The sequence below is a fragment of the Rhizobium sp. SG741 genome (genome assembly GCF_012275435.1).
Lineage (GTDB): Bacteria > Pseudomonadota > Alphaproteobacteria > Rhizobiales > Rhizobiaceae > Rhizobium > Rhizobium lusitanum.
Genome location: NZ_JAAZQP010000009.1, coordinates 283,603 through 304,519 on the forward strand (window position 1 = coordinate 283,603; position 20,917 = coordinate 304,519).

Consider the following 20,917-nt stretch of genomic DNA (forward strand, 5'->3'; position numbering starts at 1 on the left):
TATTCATGGTGATGGCGCTTTTTCGGCCGGCTCAGCCAGCAGCAACCGCTCAAGCGCAGGGGAGAGGCCGAGTGAGGCTTTTGGATCGGGGCGTCTGAACGTGCCAGCGGATGCCTTTTTCGGATTGAGCGCGGCCAGCAATTCTGCTTGCTTCACGGCCGCGACGATGGATTCGACGACGGGGACGGAAACCCGTTCGCGTACACGCGATGCGAGGCCTGCCAGAGGGGCGCCAGCGAGAATGATGACATCGGCACCATCTTCGTCGATAGCTTTTCTGGACAAGTCGATCAGAAGCTCTTCCTTTTCGTCCTGTACATTCGCCAGCGATGCAAACGGCTCGTCGAGCAACCTGATGCTTGCCAATCTTTCCACAAGCCCGTGCATTGCAGCACATTCGCGGAACCAAGGACCCAGTGCCCGCGAAAAAGAAACAATCGAGAAGCGTTGACCAAGCATGCAGGCGCTGAGCATTGCAGCTTCGGCAAGTCCAATGACCGGGACGGACATCAGCTCCCGGGCGCCTCCGAGGCCCGGATCGCCGAAGGCAGCGATGATCGCAATATCAAAACTGCCTTCCCGCTCAGCAAGGACATCGAGCACAATGCCGGACGCGATCGCGGCTTCAGCCCGCGTGGCAATATAGGACACGCCCCGCGGAGCCGTAACTGGGACGAGTGTCGATCCCGGCGAAAGGAAGGGCTTTGCCACACGAACGAGCAGGTCGGTGACTTCTGCCGAGGTGTTGGGATTGAAGAGCAGTATGCGGGTCATCAGGGATTTCCTCCGGTCGCGCGGTGACACGCGACGAGGCTGCCAACTCCATGAGATGTGAGAGGCGGCATTGCCGTGGTGCATATGGGTAGCTCTACAGGGCACCTTCCGGCGAAGCGGCAGGCGTTCTGATCGGGATCGATGGGACTCGATGCAGAGCCTTCGAGCTTGGTTCGATCGTCACTTTTACGCTCCGGATCCGGGATCGCGTCAATGAGCGCGCGTGTGTAGGGGTGACGGGGTTCATGGAAGACCGACTTCGACGGGCCAAACTCGATAATGCGGCCGAGATACATCACCGCTATCTTGTCGCAGAGCAGGCGCACGACATTGAGGTCATGCGAGACAAACAGATAGCTCATGCCGCGTTGCTTCTGCAGCTTGGCGAGAAGGTGCAGGATCAAAGACTGCACCGAGACATCAAGGGCCGAGGTCGGCTCATCCAGCACAAGCAGCTTGGGCTTGACTGCTATGGCGCGCGCAATACCGACGCGTGCTTTCTGACCACCGGACAGTTGATGCGGATAGCGACTGCCGTACTCCCGTGGAAGGCCGACATCGTCCAGTGCCGCAAGCACCATGGCGGAAATGCCTTCCTTTGAACCGCCCACAAGCCGCCTCAAAGGATCAGCTATGGCCTGGAATACTGTGAAGCCGGGATTGAGGCTCTCGGTCGGATCCTGGAAGACGACCTGAATATCGCGTCTGAGCGAGGAGGCGCCAAAGTTCCTGGCGGGGATCTTGCCGATTTCGACGCCTGAGAGCTCTATCTCGCCGACGGTCGGATCGACCAGGCGCGCCAGGACGCGCGCCAGGGTCGACTTTCCGCATCCGGATTCGCCGACCAGGCCGAGGCACTCACCTTCGCCGATCGTCAGATCGACCTCGTCGACCGCGTGCAACATCTTGCGCCTTAGTGTCCCGACGGGAAAGCGCTTCGAAAGGCCACGAACCTTCATCAAGGGAGTATGGGAAACTGTCATAGCGGGTGCCTGCAGCGGACTGAGTGATCATTGCCCAGGGGCGCGAGCGCGACATGCCCGGTTTCGCAATCCGGCTGGCGCCTGTCGCAGCGATGGAGAAACCGGCAGGAAGGGAGGTCGCGCGTGAGGTCGGGGAGACTGCCGGGTATCGAAGACAGGTCCTCAAGCTCGGTATGAGCAGTCGGCGTGGCGGCGAAAAGCCCTTTTGTGTAGGGGTGCGCAAAATGTGCCCGAAGCTCATTGGCGGGTGCCATCTCAACCATATGGCCAGCATGCATAACGACGATGCGGTCACAATATTCTCCGGCGAGAGCCAGATCGTGGGTGATCAGGATGGAGGACATCCTTGTCTCTCGGACAAGATCGCGCATGAGATCCATGACGACGGCCTGGGTCGTGACATCGAGGCCTGTGGTCGGCTCATCTGCGATCAGAAGAGACGGCGAGCAGGACAGCGCCATTGCGATCATCACCCGCTGGCACATTCCGCCCGAGAGCTCGAAGGGATAGGCATTGTAACGTCTTTCCGGGTCGGGAATGCGCACCTTTTCCAGTGCCGCGATGGCAGCCGCCCGGGCATTCGAGCGGGTCACGGGGCCGTGCCGCCTCAACACGTCCTCGATCTGCCTGCCGACCTTCATGATCGGATTGAGGGCCGTGCGCGGGCTCTGGAAGATCATCGACAGTTCGCGCCCACGGATGGAGGCAAGCGGCGAGTTCGGTCCGGCAAGGTCGATACCACCGAATTCGATGGCATCGGCCTTGATTTCGGCATTCTCGTCTAGAAGTCCCATCAGTGCGTAGGAAAGGACGGATTTCCCGGAACCGCTTTCACCCACGATGCCGAGCACTTCGCCCTTGCCGAGAGAGAAGCTGACGTCGTCGAGCACCTTGACCGTGCCGGATCGCGTTTTGAAGCTGACACTGAGGTTTTTGACTGAGAGCAGAGGGACGGTCATGTGCGTCTCCTTGGATCGATGATATCCCGGAGGCCATCACCGATGAGATTGAAGCAGAAAACGGTGATGACGAGGGCCGCGCCCGGAAAGACAAAGGTCCACCACTCGCCCGAGAAAATGTAGGACGCGCCTTCAGACACCATGATCCCCCATTCTGGCGTCGGCGGGCGCACGCCGAGGCCGATGAAGGAAAGGCCTGCCGCATTCAGGATCGCCCAGCCGAGATTGAGAGAACCCTGGACCATCATTGTCGGCAGAATGTTCGGCACGATGTGAAAGGTCAGCAGCCGTAACGAGCGGTTGCCACCCATTCGGGCTGCCTCGACGAATGTCATATCGCGCCGGACATTGACCTCACTGCGCGCAAAGCGCGAGTAAAAGGGCAGGTTGATGATCGCCGTTGCCAGCACGATGTTCTCGACGCTGTTGCCGAGCGCAGCAACGATACCCATCGCCAGGACAAACAGCGGGAATGCCATGATCGTGTCCATGACGCGCCCGATGATTGCGTCGATCCAGCCGCCGAAATATCCGGCGATTGCCCCTGTCCCCGTTCCGATGATGAAGGAAAGCGCAACGGCACCGATTGCCATCCCGATATCCAGTCGCGTGGCGATGGCGACGCGGCTGAGGATGTCACGGCCGAGCGCGTCCGTGCCGAACAGGTGCGTCAGGGTCGGCGACTTCAACGCCGCAGATGTGTCGACGGCCAGTGGATCATATGGAATGAGCCATGGAGCGAGGATCGAGATAACGACAAAGAGCAACAGGATGATCGCCGCGGCCAGCGTCAGCTTGTTTTCCGCGGCCATATGGCGGGCATCACGCCAGAAGGTGCTGGCATGGGCGTTCGAAGAGACTGCGTCAACCATCGTAGCGAACCCTCGGATCGATAGCGGCGGCCGCGAGGTCGACCACCAGATTAAGCAGGATATAAAGGATGGCCATCATCAGCACGAAGCCTTGGACCGCGGCGTAATCCGAGGTGATGACTGCATTGACTGCATAGGCGCCGATGCCCGGCCAGGCGAAGACCTGCTCGACGAGCACGTTGGCGCCGAGCAGAAAGGAAAAGACCATGCCAAGGATGTTGATGACGGGAAGCATGGCGTTGCGCAGGCCGTGTCCATAAATCACCTTTGTGCGTGAGAGGCCCATCGCACGTGCGGTACGGCAGAAATCGCTCGAGAGCGAGGCCAGCATCGATGCGCGGGCGATGCGCGCAATCGGTGCCAGCGCAAACAGGCCAAGCGAAATCGAAGGCAGCACCAGTTGTGAAAGGGATGCGCAGAAGGCAGAAACGTCGCCGGCAAGCAGTGTATCGATGAGATAGAGCCCGGTGATGGTCGGCGGCACTGTAAAATAGGTGTCGTTCAGCCGTCCGAGCGGCTCAGGTGCGATGCCAAGTCTGAAATAGAAGACATAGACAAGGCCGAGCGCAACGAAAAACGTCGGGAAGGCAGCGCCGACGGAGACAATGATGCGACAGAGGTGGTCGATCATCTTTCCGGGCCTTGTTGCAGCGGCGATGCCAAGCGGCAAGCCGATGAGCATTGCGAAGATGAGTGCACAGAGCGTCAGTTCGATCGAGGCGGGAAGCCGCGTTACGAGGTCCTGGAAAACAGGCTGGCCGCTGGATAGCGACATCCCAAGGTCACCATGCAGCACGCGGCTGACATAGTCACCGAACTGAAACCAGAGCGGTCTGTCCAGTCCGAGCGCCGTGCGGATCTGCGCTATGCTTTCCGGCGTTGCCGAAGAACCCGCATAATAGGCCGCTGGATCGCCCGGCAATGCGCGCGCCAGCACGAAGGTCACGATCACGACACCGATGACGCTTGGAATTGCCGTGGCAATTCGCTTTGCAAAACTGAGGACTATCTTCAAGGGCTCAATCTCCGCGCCAGTTCGGGCGCATGGTCGATCCGGGAATTCGGTCGGGAGCCGAACCGGAATCCGGCTCCCTTGTTGCGTTCTATTCTTTCGAGATCGACTTCAGGTCGAGATGCGTGTGGAACCAATAGACATAGCCCTTCACGTTCTTCTGCATCGCGATGTCAGAGTAGAGGTGGGCAACCGGAACACGCGGCACATCATCCATTGCGATGCCGTTCATCTTGGTGATGATCGCATCATAGGCTTTCGGATCGCTCTCGAAGCGCGCCTGGTCGATCAACTTGTCCAACTCCGGGTTCGAATAGTTGGCGGTGTTGAAGACGCTGTTGTTCTTGCCGTCATAGGTCCAGAAGTAGAAGTACTCCGGATAGTCGAGCCAGCCGTAGAAGTAGTTTATGTCCATGGGCATGCTCTTTGAGCCCATCTTGGCGAACCATTCGGAGCCCGGTACCTTGTGGATCTCGATGCTGATGCCGATCTTTTTGAGCTGTTCCTGAATGAGCAGTGCCATCGGCTCCTGAACAGTCGTCTGGCTCATGTCGATGTAAAGATCCGTTTTGAAGCCGTCGGCATAGCCGGCCTCCTTCAGAAGTGCCTTGGCCTTATCGAGATCGGTGTTGTATTTCGACGCCACCGGCCACTTCGGCGCGTATGGGGCTGACGGATCGGCGCCGAAGAGCGGTTCGCCGCGCTGATAGAGCGCCTGCTTCATGATGCTGTCGTAGGGGAGGGCGTAGGCAATCGCCTGGCGTACGCGCTTGTCGTCGAATGGCTTCATCGTCACGTTAAGGTCAACGTTGAACTGTTCGTTCTGCATCAGCGTGCCGACGACGTTGACCTTTCCTGCGGCTGCAAGCTCGGCATAATCTTTCGGAGGCAGTCCGACCGATACGTCCACATCGCCCTTCTCAAGCAGGGCGCGGCGAGTGCCCGGCGATGCGATCTCGCGCAGGACGACACGCTTCAGCGCCGGCGTCGGGCCAGACTTCCAGTTGTCGAAGCGGTCGAAAACGATCCGGTCGCCGCTTTTCCAACTTCCTACCTTGAATGGGCCGCCGCCGGCATCGTTCAACGAAGTCCACTTCAACGCCCAGGGATCGTCGGTTGTCGCATGCTGCAGGGCAAGTTTCTTGTTGACGACGTAGGGAACGGGGACAGCCAGATCCGGCAGGGTCAGCTTGTCGGCGACGGGGAGGGTAATCTTGAAGGTATGGGTATCAACGACGGAGAACTGCTTCGGATCGGTCAGCGAGCCGGCCGCCATCTGAACCGTCGGAAAGCCGCCGACCGAAACGGCACGGTCAAAGGACCATTTCACATCATCGGCGGTAACGGGTGAGCCGTCGTGAAAGGTTGCATCTTCGCGGAGATGGAAGATCAGGGTCTTGCCGCCGTCCTGGATTTCCCAGCTTTTGGCAAGCTCCGGCTGGATCTTGGTGGCATCATACATCACCTTGCCATCGGGCAGGGTTTTCGTACCGTGGGTGATCAGGCGATCGTAAAGCTGCCAGGATGCCATCTGCGCGAATTCGTTTGCAGCGGGAGCCATGGCGTCGAGGGAGTTCGGGCCGTGTTCGGCGACCTCGATCAGGACGTCCTTCGGGGTTTCGGCATGGGCAATGCCATGGAGCAGACCGAGCGACAGGGTCGCTGCAATCCAGAGTGACGTATGGGAGCGGTAGGCTTGCATGCGAGCGATCGCGAATTTGCTTATGGCCATGGAGGCGACACCTTCTGCTAATGTGGCGGACATGACAGGCTTTGCAAGCAATATGCCAATTTCTAATTCATTGATTATATTATATATCTTTACAAAGTGCATTATTTATGTAATTATATGCATGCTTTCAATATGGCCAGAATGCTTGATTTTTGAGCATGCAAAATGCTTGCTCGATGACCAGTCAGTTCGATATCAGTGAGACGGATAAGGGTGAGAACATTCGGGGAAACAGTCATGGATGACGACGATGATACGCCTTCGCCAGCACCTTATGCGGTGGCGATAAAGCGCGCGTCCCTCCATCATCACGTCGTCGACAAGCTTCGCGAAATGGTCAGTCGTGGCGACTTGCCTGCTGGCGAGCGGCTGAACGAAGTTGCCCTTGCCCAGGCGATCGGCGTTTCGCGCACGCCCATGCGCGAGGCGGTAAAGCTCCTTGCGTCAGAGGGGCTGCTTGAGTTGCTGCCGGGTCGCGGAGCACGCGTGCGCCAATTTTCTGCCGAAGAACTGTTCGACGTGTTCGATGTGCTTGGCGCTCTCGAAAGGCATGCCATCGAAATCGCTGTTTCGAAGCTGACGCCCAAGGCGTTGACCGAAATCGAGCGTCTGCACAATCAGATGGGCGAGGCCTACGCGAAGCGGAACCAGAAGAGCTATTTCAAGGCTAACCAGAAGCTTCATGCTCTTATTGTCGACCTTGCGGGCAATCCGGCCTTGTCGAACACCCACATGACGTTGACGAAGCAGTCGGTCCATAATCGCCACGAGACACTGATCTCGGAACAGCGCTGGAAAGAGTCTGTTGCCGAGCATCAGGCGATATTCGAGGCGATCGTCAAGGCCGACGCTACCCTTGCAGGCCTGCTGATGCTTGATCATAGCCGAAAGACCGGGGCGGCTGTCGTCGACGCCGCCCGTGCTGCCAATGAAATCCGGGCGAGTAACAGAAAATGAGCGAATTCGACTTGATCATTGCCGATGGCACGGTCGCGACGGCGGCTAACGTTTTTGCAGCCGACATCGCCGTCAAGGATGGCAAGATCGTTCAGATCGGCCAAAACCTTACCGGCGGCAAGCGCCGCATCGATGCTTCAGGCAAGTTCGTGCTGCCCGGAGGCATCGACAGCCATGTACATATTTCCCAGCCTTCCGGGGAAGGGATTGTCATGGCAGATGATTTCGAGAGCGGCACGCTATCCGCTCTATTCGGGGGCAACACAACGATCATGCCATTCTGTTTGCAAGAGAAGGGACAGTCAATGCGGGAAGCGTTGACGGCCTATCACGCTCTTGCCGACGGCCAATGCTATACGGATGTCAGCTTTCATCTGATCGTCTCGGATCCGACCGCATCGGTTCTCGGTCAGGAACTGCCGGCGCTTGTTGCCGATGGATACACTTCCCTCAAGGTCTTCATGACCTACGAGGGTCTGCGCCTGAACGATGCTGAGATTCTAAAGGTGCTGGACGTCTCGCGCGAGACGGGCGCCACCGTCATGGTCCATTGCGAAAACGAGGACGCGATCCTGTTCCTGATCGCAAAGCACGAGCTTGCCGGCGACGTGGCACCCCGCGCGCATGCCTCGACGCGTCCGATTGCCGTCGAGCGTGAAGCGACACATCGCGCGCTGTCACTGGCGGAGGTCGTTGATGTGCCGATCGTCATCGTCCACGTATCCAACGGCGAAGCCATGGACGAGATTGCAAGGGCGCGTGCGCGAGGCGTGAAGGTGGTAGGGGAAACGTGCCCGCAATATCTGGTGCTAACTGCCAAGGATCTTGATGGCATGGATTGGGAAGGCGCCAAGATGGTCTGCTCGCCGCCGCCGAGAGATGAGGCTGCACAGGCGGACTGCTGGCGGGGGATTGAGACGGGTGTATTCGATCTCTTTTCGTCGGATCACTGCCCGTTTCGTTATGATGACCCGCAAGGCAAGCTCAATCCAAAGGGCTCTGTCAATTTCCGGCATATTCCAAACGGAATTCCGGGCGTCGAGACCAGACTACCGATCCTATTCTCCGAAGGAGTGATGAAAGGTCGCATCGATCTGCCACGTTTCGTTGCCCTGACTTCGACCAATCATGCAAAGACGTATGGCCTCTATCCGCAGAAGGGGTCGATCGCGATCGGTGCAGATGCCGACATTACGATCTGGGACCCGGAGGCCAAGCGAACGATCCGACACGCCGAACTCCATGACGGGTCCGATTACTCCCCTTATGAAGGCATGGACGTCACGGGCTGGCCAGTTACAACGATCATTGCGGGTGCTGTCATGGTCGAGAATGGTATTCTGGTCGGCAAGAAGGGGCAGGGCAAATATCGCCCAGCAACCACGCGCCCCGTTGGAATTCGCGGCCAGGCATAAAGCGACATGACAATGAAACTGAAAACCATCGCCGGCCCCTTCACCTTCGATGCAAAGCTTGAAACCGAGAAGGCGCCGAAAACCTGCGAGGCATTCCTTAAACAGATGCCGCTCAGCGGAAAGATCGTGCACGTCCGCTGATCAGGTGAAGGTGTGGATACCGTTGGGCAATTACGAATTTGGCGTGAGCTATGAGAACCACACCAGCCATCCGGCGCCTGGCCACATCATCCTTTATCCCGGTGGCATCAGTGAAACCGAATTCCTGATTGCCTATGGCGGTGTCGATTTCTCGTCCAAGATGGGCCAGCTTGCCGGCAATCACTTTATTACGATTACCTCGAATTTGGATCAGCCTGCAGAACTTGGGAAGATGACACTGTGGCAAGGGGCGCAAAGGATAAAGTTCGAAGTAGCTTAATCTTCTGCGCTTATTTACGGGGTCGGCGGTTCGGTTCCCTTCAATCAGAACTTAGGCCAAGTGGCGTGGACCTCCAAGGATAGGTTACTCGCTTAAGATTACGTGACTACTCTCGTGAAAAGAGGCAAATGAACATCAAGATCATGCGCGGCTAAATCAATGATTTTATAGATAAAATACAAGAAAAGCGATCGAAGACAATCGTAGAGTCTGCCGCTCGCGGGGAAAAATAGCAGAGCGTCGGGAGCCTGTCACAATCAGCGCGTCCGGCAGACGCTCGTCTGCAACGCGCACGGTTTCATAGTACATCCAACTCAGCTCCCGGTAAAATTCACGATGCTCTCACTATCCATGAAAGCCGGCAACCTGCTTCGGTATGAGGAAGCGTACGGTCAGACTGCACAGAAGAACCGTGAACAGCAGGACGAGCGCGACCAGCGCGTTGATGTCAGGCGAAAAACCGAGACGCATCATCGCCCAGAGCCGCACCGGCAGTGTGCTCTGGGTGCCGGTTACGAGGATCGTGATCATCGTCTCGTCGAATGACAGCGCGAAGGCGAGGATCGCACCGCCGGCCATGGCGCTGGAGAGATTGGGCAGGATAACGCGCCAGAACGTCTGCCAGCCGTTTGCGCCCAGATCATAGGAGGCTTCCACCAAAGTCCGGCTCACGGACTGCAGGCGGGTCAGGATCGTCCGGTAGACGATTGCCAGAACGAAAATGGTGTGCCCGATGACGATGGTCACCAGCGATCGATCGAAATTTATCTCGCGAAAGAAGATCAGCAGCGCCAGGCCGCTGATGACGGGCGGCATCAGGAATGGGAGGAACACGATGAACTGCAAGGCACCGCCACCTGCACGATGACTGTGGTAGTAGAGCGCCAGAAGCGTGCCGCAGACAACGGAAAGCACGACGGTGCACAGGCCGACGATCAGGGTGGCACGCAGGGCGGCCAATACGTCGGTGTTTTCAGTCAGTGCGATGTAGGCGGAAAGCGTCGGCGTCGACCAGTCCGCCTGCCCGTGGTTTATGACAAAGAACGACGAAACGATAGGCACGAACAGCGGGCTGTAAAGCAATATGGCGACCAGCACGGTGATGGCTGCGAGCAGAATGGTGGAAAGGCGCATAGTGTTCATCGGGGCAGTCCCTTCTGGCGGCCGAAGCGCTCGCCGGCCAGGATCGCGGCGATGACGACCACGGCGAGTGCGACAGAAAGGGCCGCGCCGAACGGCCAGTTGAACGCCGTTCCGAACTGGCTGTAGAGAATGCGGCCGAAGGTGAAGCCATTGACGCCACCAACCATCTGCGGTGTGAGGAAGTCGCCGATGGCAAGGACGAAGACGAAACTCGCAGCTGAGGCGATGCCGGGAACGCTTAAGGGAAGCGTGATACGCATGAATGTCTGGATGCTGCTTGCGCCCAGATCGGCGGAGGCGCGCAGCAGCACCTGCGGAATTCGCTCAAGCGTCAGGAAGATCGGCAGAATGGCGAAGGGGATCAGGAGCAGTGTCAGGGTAAGGAGGATGGCGTTCATGTTGAATACGAAGAGTGACGAAGGCTTTTCCAGGATACCCAGTCCCACGAGCATGGTATTGAGAAAGCCGCTCTGTCCGAGGATGCTGCGGATGGCGTAGATCTTGATGACGTAGCTCATGAGAAGCGGCACCATGAGCATCATCAGCATGATGTATCGCCAGCGCCCATGCAGGGTCGTCAGGAAATAGGCAGCGGGATAGCCGAGCAGCACGCAGATGACCGACACCGAGAGGCACAGCACGCAGGTGCTCCAGAATATCGGCAGGAACACCGGCTCGGTGAAGAAGCGGACGTAGTTGGCGACGGTCAGGGTGTAGTTGATCTCCCCGTGGTCGACGCTGAAAAAGCTGTAGGCGAGGAACATCAGCAACGGCGCGACGATAAAGAAGACCGGCAGCGCGAAAGCGAGCAGCGTGACAAGCGCCTGATATCGGCCTGAGCGCCCGTTCATGCCAGCACCAGATGGGATTCGCGCGCGGAAAAGGACAGCGCCATCGTTTCTCCCTGCCGAAACTGGCTTCCTGTGGCGCGGCTGGGGACGCGCAGCCGGAGATGCTGTCCGGCTGCATCGATATGGGCGACGGTTGATGAGCCGCTGAAGGCGCAGTCTCTCACCGAGCCGGAAAAGCGGTTGACGCTATCTTCCGCACCTGCAGGGCTCAGCGCCTCGGGACGGAAGACGGCAAAGGCCGCCTGGCCTTCCGCAGCCGCCCGCAGATCCGGCTGGTTTCCGATGCAACAGCTGAGCCGCCCGAGCGGCGTATCAATCGCACGGAAGTCACCGTCGACGACGCCCAGCTTTCCTGGCACCAGGTTGTTCTCGCCGAAGAAGCGGGCGACGAACTCGCAGCTGGGCCTGTAGTAGAGTTCATGCGGGGTTCCAAGCTGGCGGATGCGGCCGGACTCCATGACGCAGATCCGGTCGGCCATGCCTATGGCCTCCTCCTGGTCATGGGTGACAAAAAGGAAGGTCGTCTTGATTTCGCGCTGGATCGATTTCAGGAATTCCTGCATCTGGCGGCGCAATTCCAAATCGAGCGCGGCAAGCGGCTCATCGAGCAGGACGAGGCGTGGCTCGCATATGAGTGCGCGCGCCAGGGCCACGCGCTGCCGCTGGCCGCCGGAGAGCTGCGCCGGATAGCGGTCAGCGAATTTGCCGAGCTGGACAAGATCCAGGGCCTCCGTCACACGGCGCTTTATCTCGGGCCGAGGCCTGCGGCGAATGGAGAGACCATAGCCGATATTGGCAGCAACGGTCATGTGCGGGAAAAGCGCGTAGTCCTGAAAGACGGTGTTGAATGGCCGACGATTGATCGCCACGCGGCTGATATCGCGGTCATCAAGATAGATTGCCCCCGATGTTACCGATTCAAGGCCGCCAATCAGGCGCAATACCGTTGTCTTGCCGGAGCCGGAAGGTCCGAGAACCGTGAGAAACTCGCCATCCCGGATAGCAAGATCGATCTCGTGCAGCACCGGTACCGGGCCATAGCTTTTCGAAACGGCCCGCAGACTGAGCAGGTCCAGAGATTGTGTCATCTTATACTCTCGGTCTGAAGGAAGCGGTGGCCTGGAAGGAGCCGGGCCACCTTATTCAAGAAGAGTCCGTGTTGAGGATCAAGGCGTTGCCTTGACCTCGTTCCAGATATCCGAACGCTTGAGCGGATCTTCGACATTGTCGAGCCAGATCAGCTTGTCATTACCGCCGGCGCTTGCCGTTGCAGTGACCGTGTTGCCGAAGCCGGTCCGTTCCGAGAGCTGCGAGCTGACCGTCTTGGAGATCATGAAGTTGATCCACTTCTCGGCCGCAGACTTGTCGTGGACGCCCTTTGAAATGACCCAGTTGTCGAGCCAGGCCAGCGCGCCTTCGCTCGCATTGATGTAGGCAACATGGGCACCGATGGCCTGGAGGGCCTTGAGCTGCTGCTGGCCGTAGTTGGCCCAGATCAACGCGACGTCGTTGTCCTTGTAGATCTGCTGGGCCTCGTCAGCCGTCGTGTAGAAGCTCAGCACATTGTGCTTAAGGTCAATCAGCTTGGCCTGGACGGCCGCCAGCTGCTTCGCGTCGAGATGGAACGGATCCTGGTAGCCGAGGGTGAGGGCGGTGAAGGACACATTGTGCTCGCCGTTGTCATAGGCGAGCACCTTGCCCTGGTAGGCCGGGTCCCACAGGACCGACATCGATGTCGGCGCCGGCTTGACCTTGTCGGTGTCGTAAATCAGGCCGATCGAGTCGAAGCAGAAGGGAATGCCGTAGACCTTGCCGTCCTTGGTGTCGCCATGCACGGTGGTCAGATCGCGAAAGCGCGGCAGCACTTCCTTCTGGTTCGGCAGCGCATCGACGTCGATCGGCGTTACCAGGTCGGCTGCGATATAGCGCTGGAGCTGGGCGGTATTGACGGCGAAGACGTCGAAATCCTTGCCTTCGCTGCCCTTCATCTTTGCCCATGCTTCATCATCGCTGCCGATGAAGACGACATCGACGCCGATGCCGGTCTCTGCGGTAAATTCCTTCACCCAGTCCTTGTCGGCATAGCCATCCCAGGCCATGACGCGGAGATTTTCGGCGAAGGCGGCCGATGCCATCATCGACACGGCAAGGCTGGCGGCGGCCATCCCTGTAAAAAGCGTCTTGAATCCCATTGTCGTTCCCTTTTTTGTTTGGTGTTCAAATGCGATCGGTAAGTGAATTATCGCAGTGGTCGTGTGACGGTCACCAGACCGGCTGGGGACCTCCGTTCGACCCGGTTGTGAAACGGCTTTCCGAATAGGTTTCCCTTGATCTCATACCCAGCCCCCATCGACGATGAACTGTTGGCTGGTGCACATGGCGCTGTCGTCGGCGGCGAGAAACAGGGCCATGCGCGCGATGTCGGAAGGCTGCAGGCGATCGGGAAGGCATTGCCGTTCCTCGATTTGGCGCTCGCCGGCTGGCGTCAGCCAAAGGCGCATCTGCCGCTCGGTCATGACCCAGCCCGGCACCATGCAATTGACGCGGATCCGCTCCGGCCCCAGTTCCCGCGCCAGGGCACGCGTCATGCCGTAGACAGCGGCCTTGGCCGTGACGTAGGCCGGGCAATCGGGGTCACCGACCATCCATGTGATGGAGCCGAAATTGATGATCGAACCGCCGCCAAGGGCCTTCATATAGGGACGCACGGTCTGCGCGGCGAAAAACTGATGGCGCAGGTTTACGGCCATGCGATCATCCCAATAGGCGACTGTCACGTCTTCCGTCTGGTGGCGATCATCGCTGCCGGCATTGTTGCAGAGCACCTGGATCGGGCCGCTCTGCTCGGCGGCCTCGGCAACCGCTGCCTTCAGGGCCTCGATATCCCTGATGTCGCAGGGGATGAAAAGCGGTGGGCGATCCCCATCAGCCGCGATCGCGTCGACAAGCTTGCGCGACGGTTCCTCGGCGATGTCGACGAACGCCACATGGCTGGCCTGGGCACAGAAATGCCTGACCAGGCTTTCGCCGATGCCGCCGCCGCCGCCGGTGATAAAGATGCTTTTGCCCTTGAGGCTTGGATAGCTGGCAAAATTGATCGGCTGGTTGCTCATCATGCGTTCCGCCTAATGGGAGTTACGGGGGATGCCGGCATCGCGGCGGCCGACAAGGAAATCGAAATCGCAGCCGGTATCGGCCTGCGTGACCTGTTCGACATAGAGGCTTTGGCAGCCTCCACCTGTCCTTTCGGAACAGCGACAATCCCGGCCCTGTAAACCTCGGACAGATAGGCCGAGTAGTTGATTGAAAGGCCGATGACGCCGGCCATGAAAGGGTTGAGGCGGATGCCGAAAGCCGGAAGAACGAAATAGATATAAAACAGCTGCAGAAGCGCCGGAGTGCCGCGGATGATTTCGATGTAGGCGGAAGCAAGAACCCGCAGCAGCTTCGAACGTCCGACCTTGGCCAGAGCCAGCAGAAGCCCGCAAGGCAGGCTGATGAGCATGATGCACATCGTCAAGTTCAAGGCTGGTGATCGTTCCCCGCACGAGATCGGGCAGGTAGTCACTGAAGCCATCGAAATTGAACATGTCCGAGAATGTCGTCACGTAAAAGCTTTCTGAAAAGCCGGGCGACTGAAAGGTGCACCCGTTCCCCAGGGTGCCCTCAGTTCTTTTCCGGGATGTCTGTCAAAATTGTTCTGCTATACGGAACGCTGTTCTGTTATACGGATGATAGGGGTGTCTTCGTGGGTTTGTCAACCGTCGTCGTTGCAGGTCGGCGTGCGTCTTGCTGTGCCGTCAGCGGCCGTGCCGCTCGCTCAATCAGGCGTCAGGAATGTTCGCGCCAAGCAATCGGCTGATCTTGTCGGCACACGCCCGTACGGCGCGGCCGAGATCATGCATGTCCTCCAGGCTGCGCCCGCCCTTCATGCTGGTGACGCTGATGGCCGCAACGCCATCGCCGCTGCGGTCGGTAATGGCAGCTGCCACGCATATGACGCCGAGATTGTCTTCCTCGTCGTCGAATGCATAGCCGCGGTCGGCGACGTCAACGAGGTTCTTCACAAGCTCGGCAGGTTCGGTGATCGTATGTTCGGTGCGGCTCGGCATGCCTATCCGCTTCAGGATCTGAAAGACGCGGGCCGGTGGCAGCAAGGCCAGCAAGGCCTTGCCGACACCCGAGCAATGCGGCAATTCCCGGGTGCCCAGCGAGCCGGCCAGCCGGAATATGCCCGGCGCATCGACACGGCTGATGGCAACCGCGTAGCCATCGTCAAGGACGGCAAGGCGAGATGTGAGCCCGGTTTCCTGGGTCAGCTGCTGCAGCAGCGGCATGGCGATCTGCGTGATGCCGGTGTTGGCGGCGGCGCGATCACCCAGATGCACCAGCGCCAGTCCGAGCCGGTAACGTCGTGAACCCCCGAGCCGTTCATCGGCGATGAAACCGCGCGCGAGCAAGGTCTGCAGCAGGGTAAATGCGGTGCTTTTCGACACCCCGATACTGTCGGCCAGTTCTGCGACAGTCATGCCCTCGGCGCTGTGTTCACCCAGGACATGGAGGATATCGAGCGCGCGGCTGACGCTGCGAAGTGCGTATTTGTCGTCGGTCTTGGCCGTTTCTTCTTTCACGGAAGCCTCGTTGAACGGGTGGGATGCAGGCCAGTCGGCCCTGCAGTTGACAGGTCCGCTCCAGCACTCTATCGTTTGTATAACGGAACGTCGTTCGGTACAACAGAACAATTTGGGTGTGAGCTTAAAATGTTCGCTTATTTCCGCGGCTGATGTTCTGCGCGTTGAGGCTTCCGGCTTCATCACCAATCAATTGCCTGCCGTCTCATCGGGCTGCTGCCCGTCCCAAAACCTTTGAGATCCGCCGCCTTCCTCGAGAAGGCGATAGTGATCGACCAAACCACGGAGAGCCCAAATGCGCCTCGTTCAGTTCACCAATAGACGCGGCGAGCGGCGTGTCGGCGCCGTCGGTGCTGATGGCGAGCTTCGTCTGACCACACGCGAGCACACCGTTTACGATCTGGCGCAGGCAGCCATCTCCTCGGGTATCAGTCTGGACGAGGTCGTCTCCGGCCAGCTCGGCGACGAACGCGAAGACTACGACGCCATTGTCGCAGAAGGGCGGATCCTGCCACCGCTTGACCACCCGGAACCGGCGCGCTTCCTGATCACGGGTACCGGTCTGACCCATCTCGGCAGCGCCGATGCCAGGGACCGGATGCATGACCTTGCTCACGGCCCCGAAGCCGAGATGACTGACTCTATGAAGATCTTTCGGATGGGTCTCGACGGCGGAAAGCCGGCGGAAGGCGAGATCGGCGTGCAGCCGGAGTGGTTTTTCAAGGGGGTTGGCACCTGTGTTGTGCCGCCGGAAGCGCCTTTGCCCTTGCCATCCTTTGCCCTGGCCGGTGGCGAGGAAGCCGAGATCGTCGGTCTTTATCTGATCGGCCCGGATGGTACGCCCTGGCGCCTCGGTTTTGCGATCGGCAACGAGTTCTCGGACCAAGTGACGGAAGCGCAGAATTATCTTTATCTGGCGCATTCCAAGCTCAGGGCTTGCTCCTTTGGCCCTGAAATGCTTGTTGGCACCTTGCCGCAAAATGTTGAGGGCCGGATCCAGATTCTGCGCGACGGCGCATCGATCTGGCAAGGTGAGTTCTTGAGCGGCGAAGCGAATATGTCGCATTCGATCCAGAATCTGGAACATTATCATTTTCGTTATGAGATGTTTCGCCGTCCAGGCGACCTGCATGCCTATTTCTTCGGCGCAGCGATCCTAAGTTGCGCCAATGGCGTGACAACGGTGGCAGGGGATGTCTTTGAGATAGACGTTCCTGTCTTTGGTCGGCCGTTGCGCAACGCTATGATATCGTCAGAGCCTGTCACGGTCAAAGTACGACAACTCTGAGGAAGAGCTTCGAGCGGTTAAGAGTTTCTACGATTGGCCGCTTGAGACAATGGTGGTTTCCAAGGGCGATGTCATGTCATCTGCCCTTAGGGATATTGAGCCTGACATGTAGGAAGATGCGACCGGGGAAACTGCCAGAGTTTATGAGCAAAGGCTCGCGGGTGGGTAAATGAAACAATGCGACATCGCCGCACGCCGCAATGTCCGGCGGAAAATTCTATCATAGTTGACAGCGTTGGCGTGCCACGTCTCACTTGAAACTGGATGCCTTTCCCAGCAGTCATCAGCTGGTTCCAATCAAACAATTTGACTGATCGAAAGATAACGCCATTGCTCGACGAGGCCCATTTCGAGATTTGGATTTTAGTCGTGTCATCGACCGCGCTAAAACGCATTGGGTTATCAGGCTAATCTTGAGCTAGGCTTCTGTCGCAACAACTATCTAACTCAGACCGCACGGGTGAGGCGTCAAGTGCCCTAAGGAAATCAAGTATCCAAGGTACTTACGAAAGCAAGGCCGCTGGTTTGATTCCCATCAAGGCGATTGGGCGGACCCGCCGTGTGCCTGCGTTAATCAGGAAAATCCGTCAGAACGACCTTCCCAAACAACCCGCCCGCCTCCATCCGGCGATGGGCGTCCGATGTAGCCGTGAGCGGATATATCGCTCCAATGACCGGCTTGAGCACTTGTCCTACCGGTATTGCCAAGTTGTTTGAGGCTGGTCGCGTGCCATCACGGGGCGGCTATTTTACGCCGCCATTTCAGCGGTGTATTCGGCCCACAGGTCGAATGCGTCAATCCGTGCATGGCGGTATGTAATGGCGGTAAGACTGTCGCGGCGAGGGCGAAAGATCGTATTGATTTGGTCATGGGCTGACAGGAAGCGTTGCGCCTGACGAGGCGATTTGAACCGCCCCATGATCTTCTCGCGTTTTCGGGTCAACCGGTGCGAGTTTTCAATTCTGTTGTTCAGACCCCGGCGCCCGATGATCGGCATCCGGCGCCAGGGTCTGTATAAGCTTGACGTAGCTGCCAGGCTTGTCCGTCACGACGACGCGCGGCTCGCCAAATTGCCTGACCAGTCCGGAGAAGAAACGCTTGGCCGCCTTGGTGTTGCGGCGCCGCTGAACCAAGATGTCGAGCATATCGCCATCAGCATCGATCGCCCGCCAGAGCCAGAACTTCTGTCCGCGATTGCAATGACGGCCTCATCCATATGCCACTTGTCATTTGGCTTGGGGCGATCCCTGCGAATGCAGGTGGCAAAATGGCGGTCAAAGCGATTAATCCATAATCGAACAGTTTCCCGGCTGACGATCACGCCGCGTTCAGCAAGCAGGTCTTCCACATCCGCCGTGCTCAGCGAAAACCGGTGATGGGCCCACACCGCATAAGCAACAATCTCACGCGGAAAGCGAGACCCCTTCAACCGGGGAAAAAGGCTCGGCAATTTCATTGCGCCTCGATACCTGATACGCCAGCCTCAACCAATTTGGCAGTACCGCAGCAACATCGTCATGCTCGTTTGGGGCGTGTGGAGGTCAAATCGATGCCTTTTGCAGTCTGTGCTCGATCTCTTCTAAGAAGCCGGGCAGAGGGTACCAGCTGGAATGGACGAGATGGAGCGCGCCGTTGACGGTCGAGACGCCAATGGTTTGCTCCGCATCATGGCCTCGAAGGACGACAGGAGCCCAAAGAGCCTCGATCGTCAGATTTCCGATCGATGAGGAATAAGGAAGCTGCCCAAGATTGGAGACAAGCATGGTTTCGGAGAAGGCGTCTGCGTTGAAACGAGCGCCTTCAGCTTCATCCATGTCAGTCGACATTGCATCATAGACCGCACTGAATACGGGCGCTCCGCCTTCTAGCGTCTTAAGCGGAAGTAAGGAAGCAGTGACAGACCTAGCCATCTCCCACGCATCGTCAGGCGCGTTGGGTTCGATCACCGTTGTAGCTTTGGCTATTGCAACAACGCACTCGTCGTTTAGCTCCAGTAGCTTGCGAAGGTCCACCGGAGAGAAGATGCTTACCGCACCGTCGCGCCACGTTGGGTCAATACTGCGCCCTGCCAAAGTTGCTGTGGCACAAACGATACCGTGTATAGTGGTCCGTTCAAGACGAGCACGCTCGCGAAGTAGGCTAGTCGTTTCGGGTTTGAGGATGAGGCTTGTGACGTGCACAGGCTTTTTCAAGCATTCGACAGCCAGCGTGTGCGAGAATTTCTTGCCAGGCGCCGATGATGGCCGTGTAGGAACACCCAATTTCTGGTCGATCGAGGGCGGGAATTCATAGGGATCCAGTCGCTGCCCTGAAATTGCCGAAAGTAAATCGCGCAGCATAAAGATTGATGACAAGCCATCAGCAATCGCGTGATGGGTGACCAGCAGAACGAACGACTTCTCAGGCTCATGGATCAACACCACGCGAGCAAGCGGCCCCTTCGTCGGATCAAACAGCGTACTGATCTCACGTTCCGCTTCTCTCTCCCATGTTGTTCCAGAAGGCGCGACGCGCAGCGGGATGGGGCGTCGGGAGCATCTGTGGAAATGGGGTACTCGCTGTCGCGTGGAATCGATCGAAACAGATAGCATTGGATGACGTGCCTGCAATGCATCCACAGCCGCCCTCCAATCAGTCACGAGAGTTCGTCCCTTTATCTCTGCGACGATACAGAAATGCTTGGGACAACTATGATCGAAGAGCCAGAAGAACTCCTCAATGACGCCCAGCGGTCGCACCACGTCGAAATCAGTATCCAAAACGCTATCCTTTTCATTCTAATCATTTGATTTTATCGGCTGTCAGGAACTACTTGGATCGACGTTGACCCAGTGAAGCCTCTTCGCCGAAAGGTGACCACGTTTGGGACATGGCGCCTGATACAGCGCCGCCCTCCATCGGGTGCGCGATCACGAATTCACTGTAGAGGACACGCTGCTCGCTCACTGTCGTGACCCAAAGCGCTCCTGAATAATCGCCAGTCTCAGTCGGTGGCATTCCAGTCACACGCAAAAGGCGGATTGACGAAGCGTTGGTCCTTGGGGAGGGAGGCTATCAAGGAGAGGTCTTCGTCATCCAGCCGGATCGATGCTGCATCGAGATTTGCCCTTTGAGTTTCGGTTCGCGCAGCCTTCGGGATCGCGATCACCCCTTCCTGGCCGAGGAGCCATGCGACAGCGACTTGCGACCCGCTAACATTGTGTTTCAGGCCAATCGACTGCAGGATTGGGTCGCTCGCCGCGCGGCCCTGCGCCAAAGGGGCATAAGCAGTCAGCGCAATTCCCTTGGTGCGCAGGTACTGAAGCATTGGCGCTTGCGACAGATACGGATGGTACTCGATCTGATGAACTGCGATCGGAACCTGTATGTCTTCCACAACGCGCCGGATCATTGGCATGTTGAAATTGCACACGCCGATCGCTCTCGCATAGCCATGTTCACGAAGACGCGCCATCGCAGTCAGGGTTGAGGCTATGTCCATGTCGGCCGATGGCCAATGCACGAGAAAAAGATCGACATAGTCCATCTTCAGCTTTTCGAGGCTTGTAGCAAAGGCTCGCTGCAAAGCTTCCGGCGCCAGTTGATCGTGCCAGACCTTGGTCGTGACGAAGAGTTCGCGACGATGAATGCCCGAGCCTGCGATTGCCGTACCGACCGCCGCCTCATTTTCATACATTGCCGCGGTATCAATATGCCGATATCCGAGCGAAAGCGCGGTTTCCACCGCCGGCTGCGCGCTGACGCCCGGCATCCGGAACGTTCCGAGGCCAAGACGAGGTATCGTCACACCCTGCGTTTCGATTGTGTCCATTGAATATTCTCCTTCCACAACAAAGCTGGAGATGCAGGCGGAAGAACCCCCTGCATCCTAATCGCTC

General features: G+C 58.2%; 18 protein-coding genes and 3 pseudogenes. 4 read left to right on the forward strand and 17 right to left on the reverse strand.

The genetic code is table 11. The annotated features are described in order from the left end of the window. Positions 1–3: 3 nt before the first annotated feature. The 6 genes from FHT29_RS23090 to FHT29_RS23115 form a co-directional block, all read right to left on the reverse strand. On the reverse strand, positions 4–774 hold the full coding sequence (locus FHT29_RS23090; RefSeq protein WP_168600173.1) for an aspartate/glutamate racemase family protein: 771 nt from the start codon (positions 772–774) through the stop codon (positions 4–6). Continuing rightward, entirely contained in the window at positions 774–1,757 is a 984-nt protein-coding gene (locus FHT29_RS23095; RefSeq protein ID WP_168600174.1) for an ABC transporter ATP-binding protein, read from the reverse strand. The genes FHT29_RS23090 and FHT29_RS23095 overlap by 1 nt, the downstream gene beginning before the upstream one ends. Next, a complete protein-coding gene (locus FHT29_RS23100; protein WP_113102550.1) occupies positions 1,754–2,716 on the reverse strand; it encodes an ABC transporter ATP-binding protein in 963 nt (320 codons plus the stop codon). The genes FHT29_RS23095 and FHT29_RS23100 overlap by 4 nt, the downstream gene beginning before the upstream one ends. Further along, positions 2,713–3,588 (reverse strand): ABC transporter permease, encoded by an 876-nt coding sequence (locus tag FHT29_RS23105; protein ID WP_112442474.1) that lies wholly within the window; start codon positions 3,586–3,588, stop codon positions 2,713–2,715. Before FHT29_RS23105 ends, FHT29_RS23100 begins: the two co-directional genes overlap by 4 nt. Then, the gene (locus FHT29_RS23110; protein WP_047557563.1) at positions 3,581–4,597 is read right to left on the reverse strand and encodes an ABC transporter permease; all 1,017 of its coding nucleotides are present in this window, start codon (positions 4,595–4,597) and stop codon (positions 3,581–3,583) included. Before FHT29_RS23110 ends, FHT29_RS23105 begins: the two co-directional genes overlap by 8 nt. Before the next feature lie 94 nt (positions 4,598–4,691). Further along, positions 4,692–6,332: an ABC transporter substrate-binding protein gene (locus FHT29_RS23115; protein WP_092576386.1), complete on the reverse strand. Its 1,641-nt coding sequence runs from the start codon at positions 6,330–6,332 to the stop codon at positions 4,692–4,694. Positions 6,333–6,569: 237 nt separating this feature from the next. On the opposite strand from FHT29_RS23115, the gene FHT29_RS23120 reads away from it, so the two are divergent. The 3 genes and pseudogenes from FHT29_RS23120 (at position 6,570) to FHT29_RS23130 (ending at position 9,125) form a co-directional block, all read left to right on the forward strand. Continuing rightward, positions 6,570–7,289: a GntR family transcriptional regulator gene (locus tag FHT29_RS23120; RefSeq protein WP_047557193.1), complete on the forward strand. Its 720-nt coding sequence runs from the start codon at positions 6,570–6,572 to the stop codon at positions 7,287–7,289. Next, entirely contained in the window at positions 7,286–8,704 is a 1,419-nt protein-coding gene (gene hydA / locus FHT29_RS23125) for a dihydropyrimidinase (RefSeq protein ID WP_168600175.1), read from the forward strand. Before FHT29_RS23120 ends, hydA begins: the two co-directional genes overlap by 4 nt. Before the next feature lie 12 nt (positions 8,705–8,716). Then, a pseudogene (locus FHT29_RS23130) lies at positions 8,717–9,125 on the forward strand (DUF3830 family protein). Positions 9,126–9,470: 345 nt separating this feature from the next. On the opposite strand, the gene FHT29_RS23135 reads toward FHT29_RS23130, so the two are convergent. The 7 genes and pseudogenes from FHT29_RS23135 to FHT29_RS23165 form a co-directional block, all read right to left on the reverse strand. After that, positions 9,471–10,268, reverse strand: a complete 798-nt coding sequence (locus FHT29_RS23135; protein WP_047557186.1) for an ABC transporter permease — start codon at positions 10,266–10,268, stop codon at positions 9,471–9,473. Next, the gene (locus FHT29_RS23140; protein ID WP_047557183.1) at positions 10,265–11,119 is read right to left on the reverse strand and encodes an ABC transporter permease; all 855 of its coding nucleotides are present in this window, start codon (positions 11,117–11,119) and stop codon (positions 10,265–10,267) included. The genes FHT29_RS23135 and FHT29_RS23140 overlap by 4 nt, the downstream gene beginning before the upstream one ends. Then, positions 11,116–12,207, reverse strand: coding sequence for an ABC transporter ATP-binding protein (locus tag FHT29_RS23145; RefSeq protein ID WP_047557180.1), 1,092 nt, complete (start codon positions 12,205–12,207; stop codon positions 11,116–11,118). The genes FHT29_RS23140 and FHT29_RS23145 overlap by 4 nt, the downstream gene beginning before the upstream one ends. Before the next feature lie 78 nt (positions 12,208–12,285). After that, on the reverse strand, positions 12,286–13,311 hold the full coding sequence (locus tag FHT29_RS23150) for an ABC transporter substrate-binding protein (protein ID WP_047557177.1): 1,026 nt from the start codon (positions 13,309–13,311) through the stop codon (positions 12,286–12,288). A 141-nt stretch (positions 13,312–13,452) separates the two neighbouring features. Then, positions 13,453–14,232 (reverse strand): SDR family oxidoreductase, encoded by a 780-nt coding sequence (locus FHT29_RS23155; RefSeq protein ID WP_112442462.1) that lies wholly within the window; start codon positions 14,230–14,232, stop codon positions 13,453–13,455. Positions 14,233–14,381: 149 nt separating this feature from the next. Beyond that, positions 14,382–14,696 (reverse strand): annotated as a pseudogene (locus FHT29_RS34600) (ABC transporter permease subunit); the annotation flags it as partial. Positions 14,697–14,943: 247 nt separating this feature from the next. Continuing rightward, positions 14,944–15,750 (reverse strand): IclR family transcriptional regulator, encoded by an 807-nt coding sequence (locus FHT29_RS23165; protein WP_047557169.1) that lies wholly within the window; start codon positions 15,748–15,750, stop codon positions 14,944–14,946. Between the two features lie 295 nt (positions 15,751–16,045). Here FHT29_RS23165 and araD1 point away from each other — a divergent pair, with 295 nt between their 5' ends. Then, positions 16,046–17,038, forward strand: coding sequence for an AraD1 family protein (araD1, locus tag FHT29_RS23170; protein ID WP_168600176.1), 993 nt, complete (start codon positions 16,046–16,048; stop codon positions 17,036–17,038). Between the two features lie 570 nt (positions 17,039–17,608). Here the strand turns inward: araD1 and FHT29_RS34975 are convergent. The 4 genes and pseudogenes from FHT29_RS34975 to FHT29_RS23190 all read right to left on the reverse strand — a co-directional run bounded on the left by FHT29_RS34975 (position 17,609) and on the right by FHT29_RS23190 (position 20,850). Next, positions 17,609–17,725 (reverse strand): zinc-binding dehydrogenase, encoded by a 117-nt coding sequence (locus FHT29_RS34975; RefSeq protein ID WP_348644878.1) that lies wholly within the window; start codon positions 17,723–17,725, stop codon positions 17,609–17,611. A gap of 62 nt (positions 17,726–17,787) precedes the next feature. Next, positions 17,788–18,495: pseudogene (locus tag FHT29_RS23180) on the reverse strand (IS6 family transposase). Positions 18,496–18,580: 85 nt separating this feature from the next. Next, entirely contained in the window at positions 18,581–19,798 is a 1,218-nt protein-coding gene (locus tag FHT29_RS23185; protein WP_168600177.1) for a condensation domain-containing protein, read from the reverse strand. A 224-nt stretch (positions 19,799–20,022) separates the two neighbouring features. Further along, complete coding sequence (locus tag FHT29_RS23190) at positions 20,023–20,850, reverse strand: aldo/keto reductase (protein WP_168600178.1); 828 nt, start codon at positions 20,848–20,850, stop codon at positions 20,023–20,025. Positions 20,851–20,917: the final 67 nt, after the last annotated feature.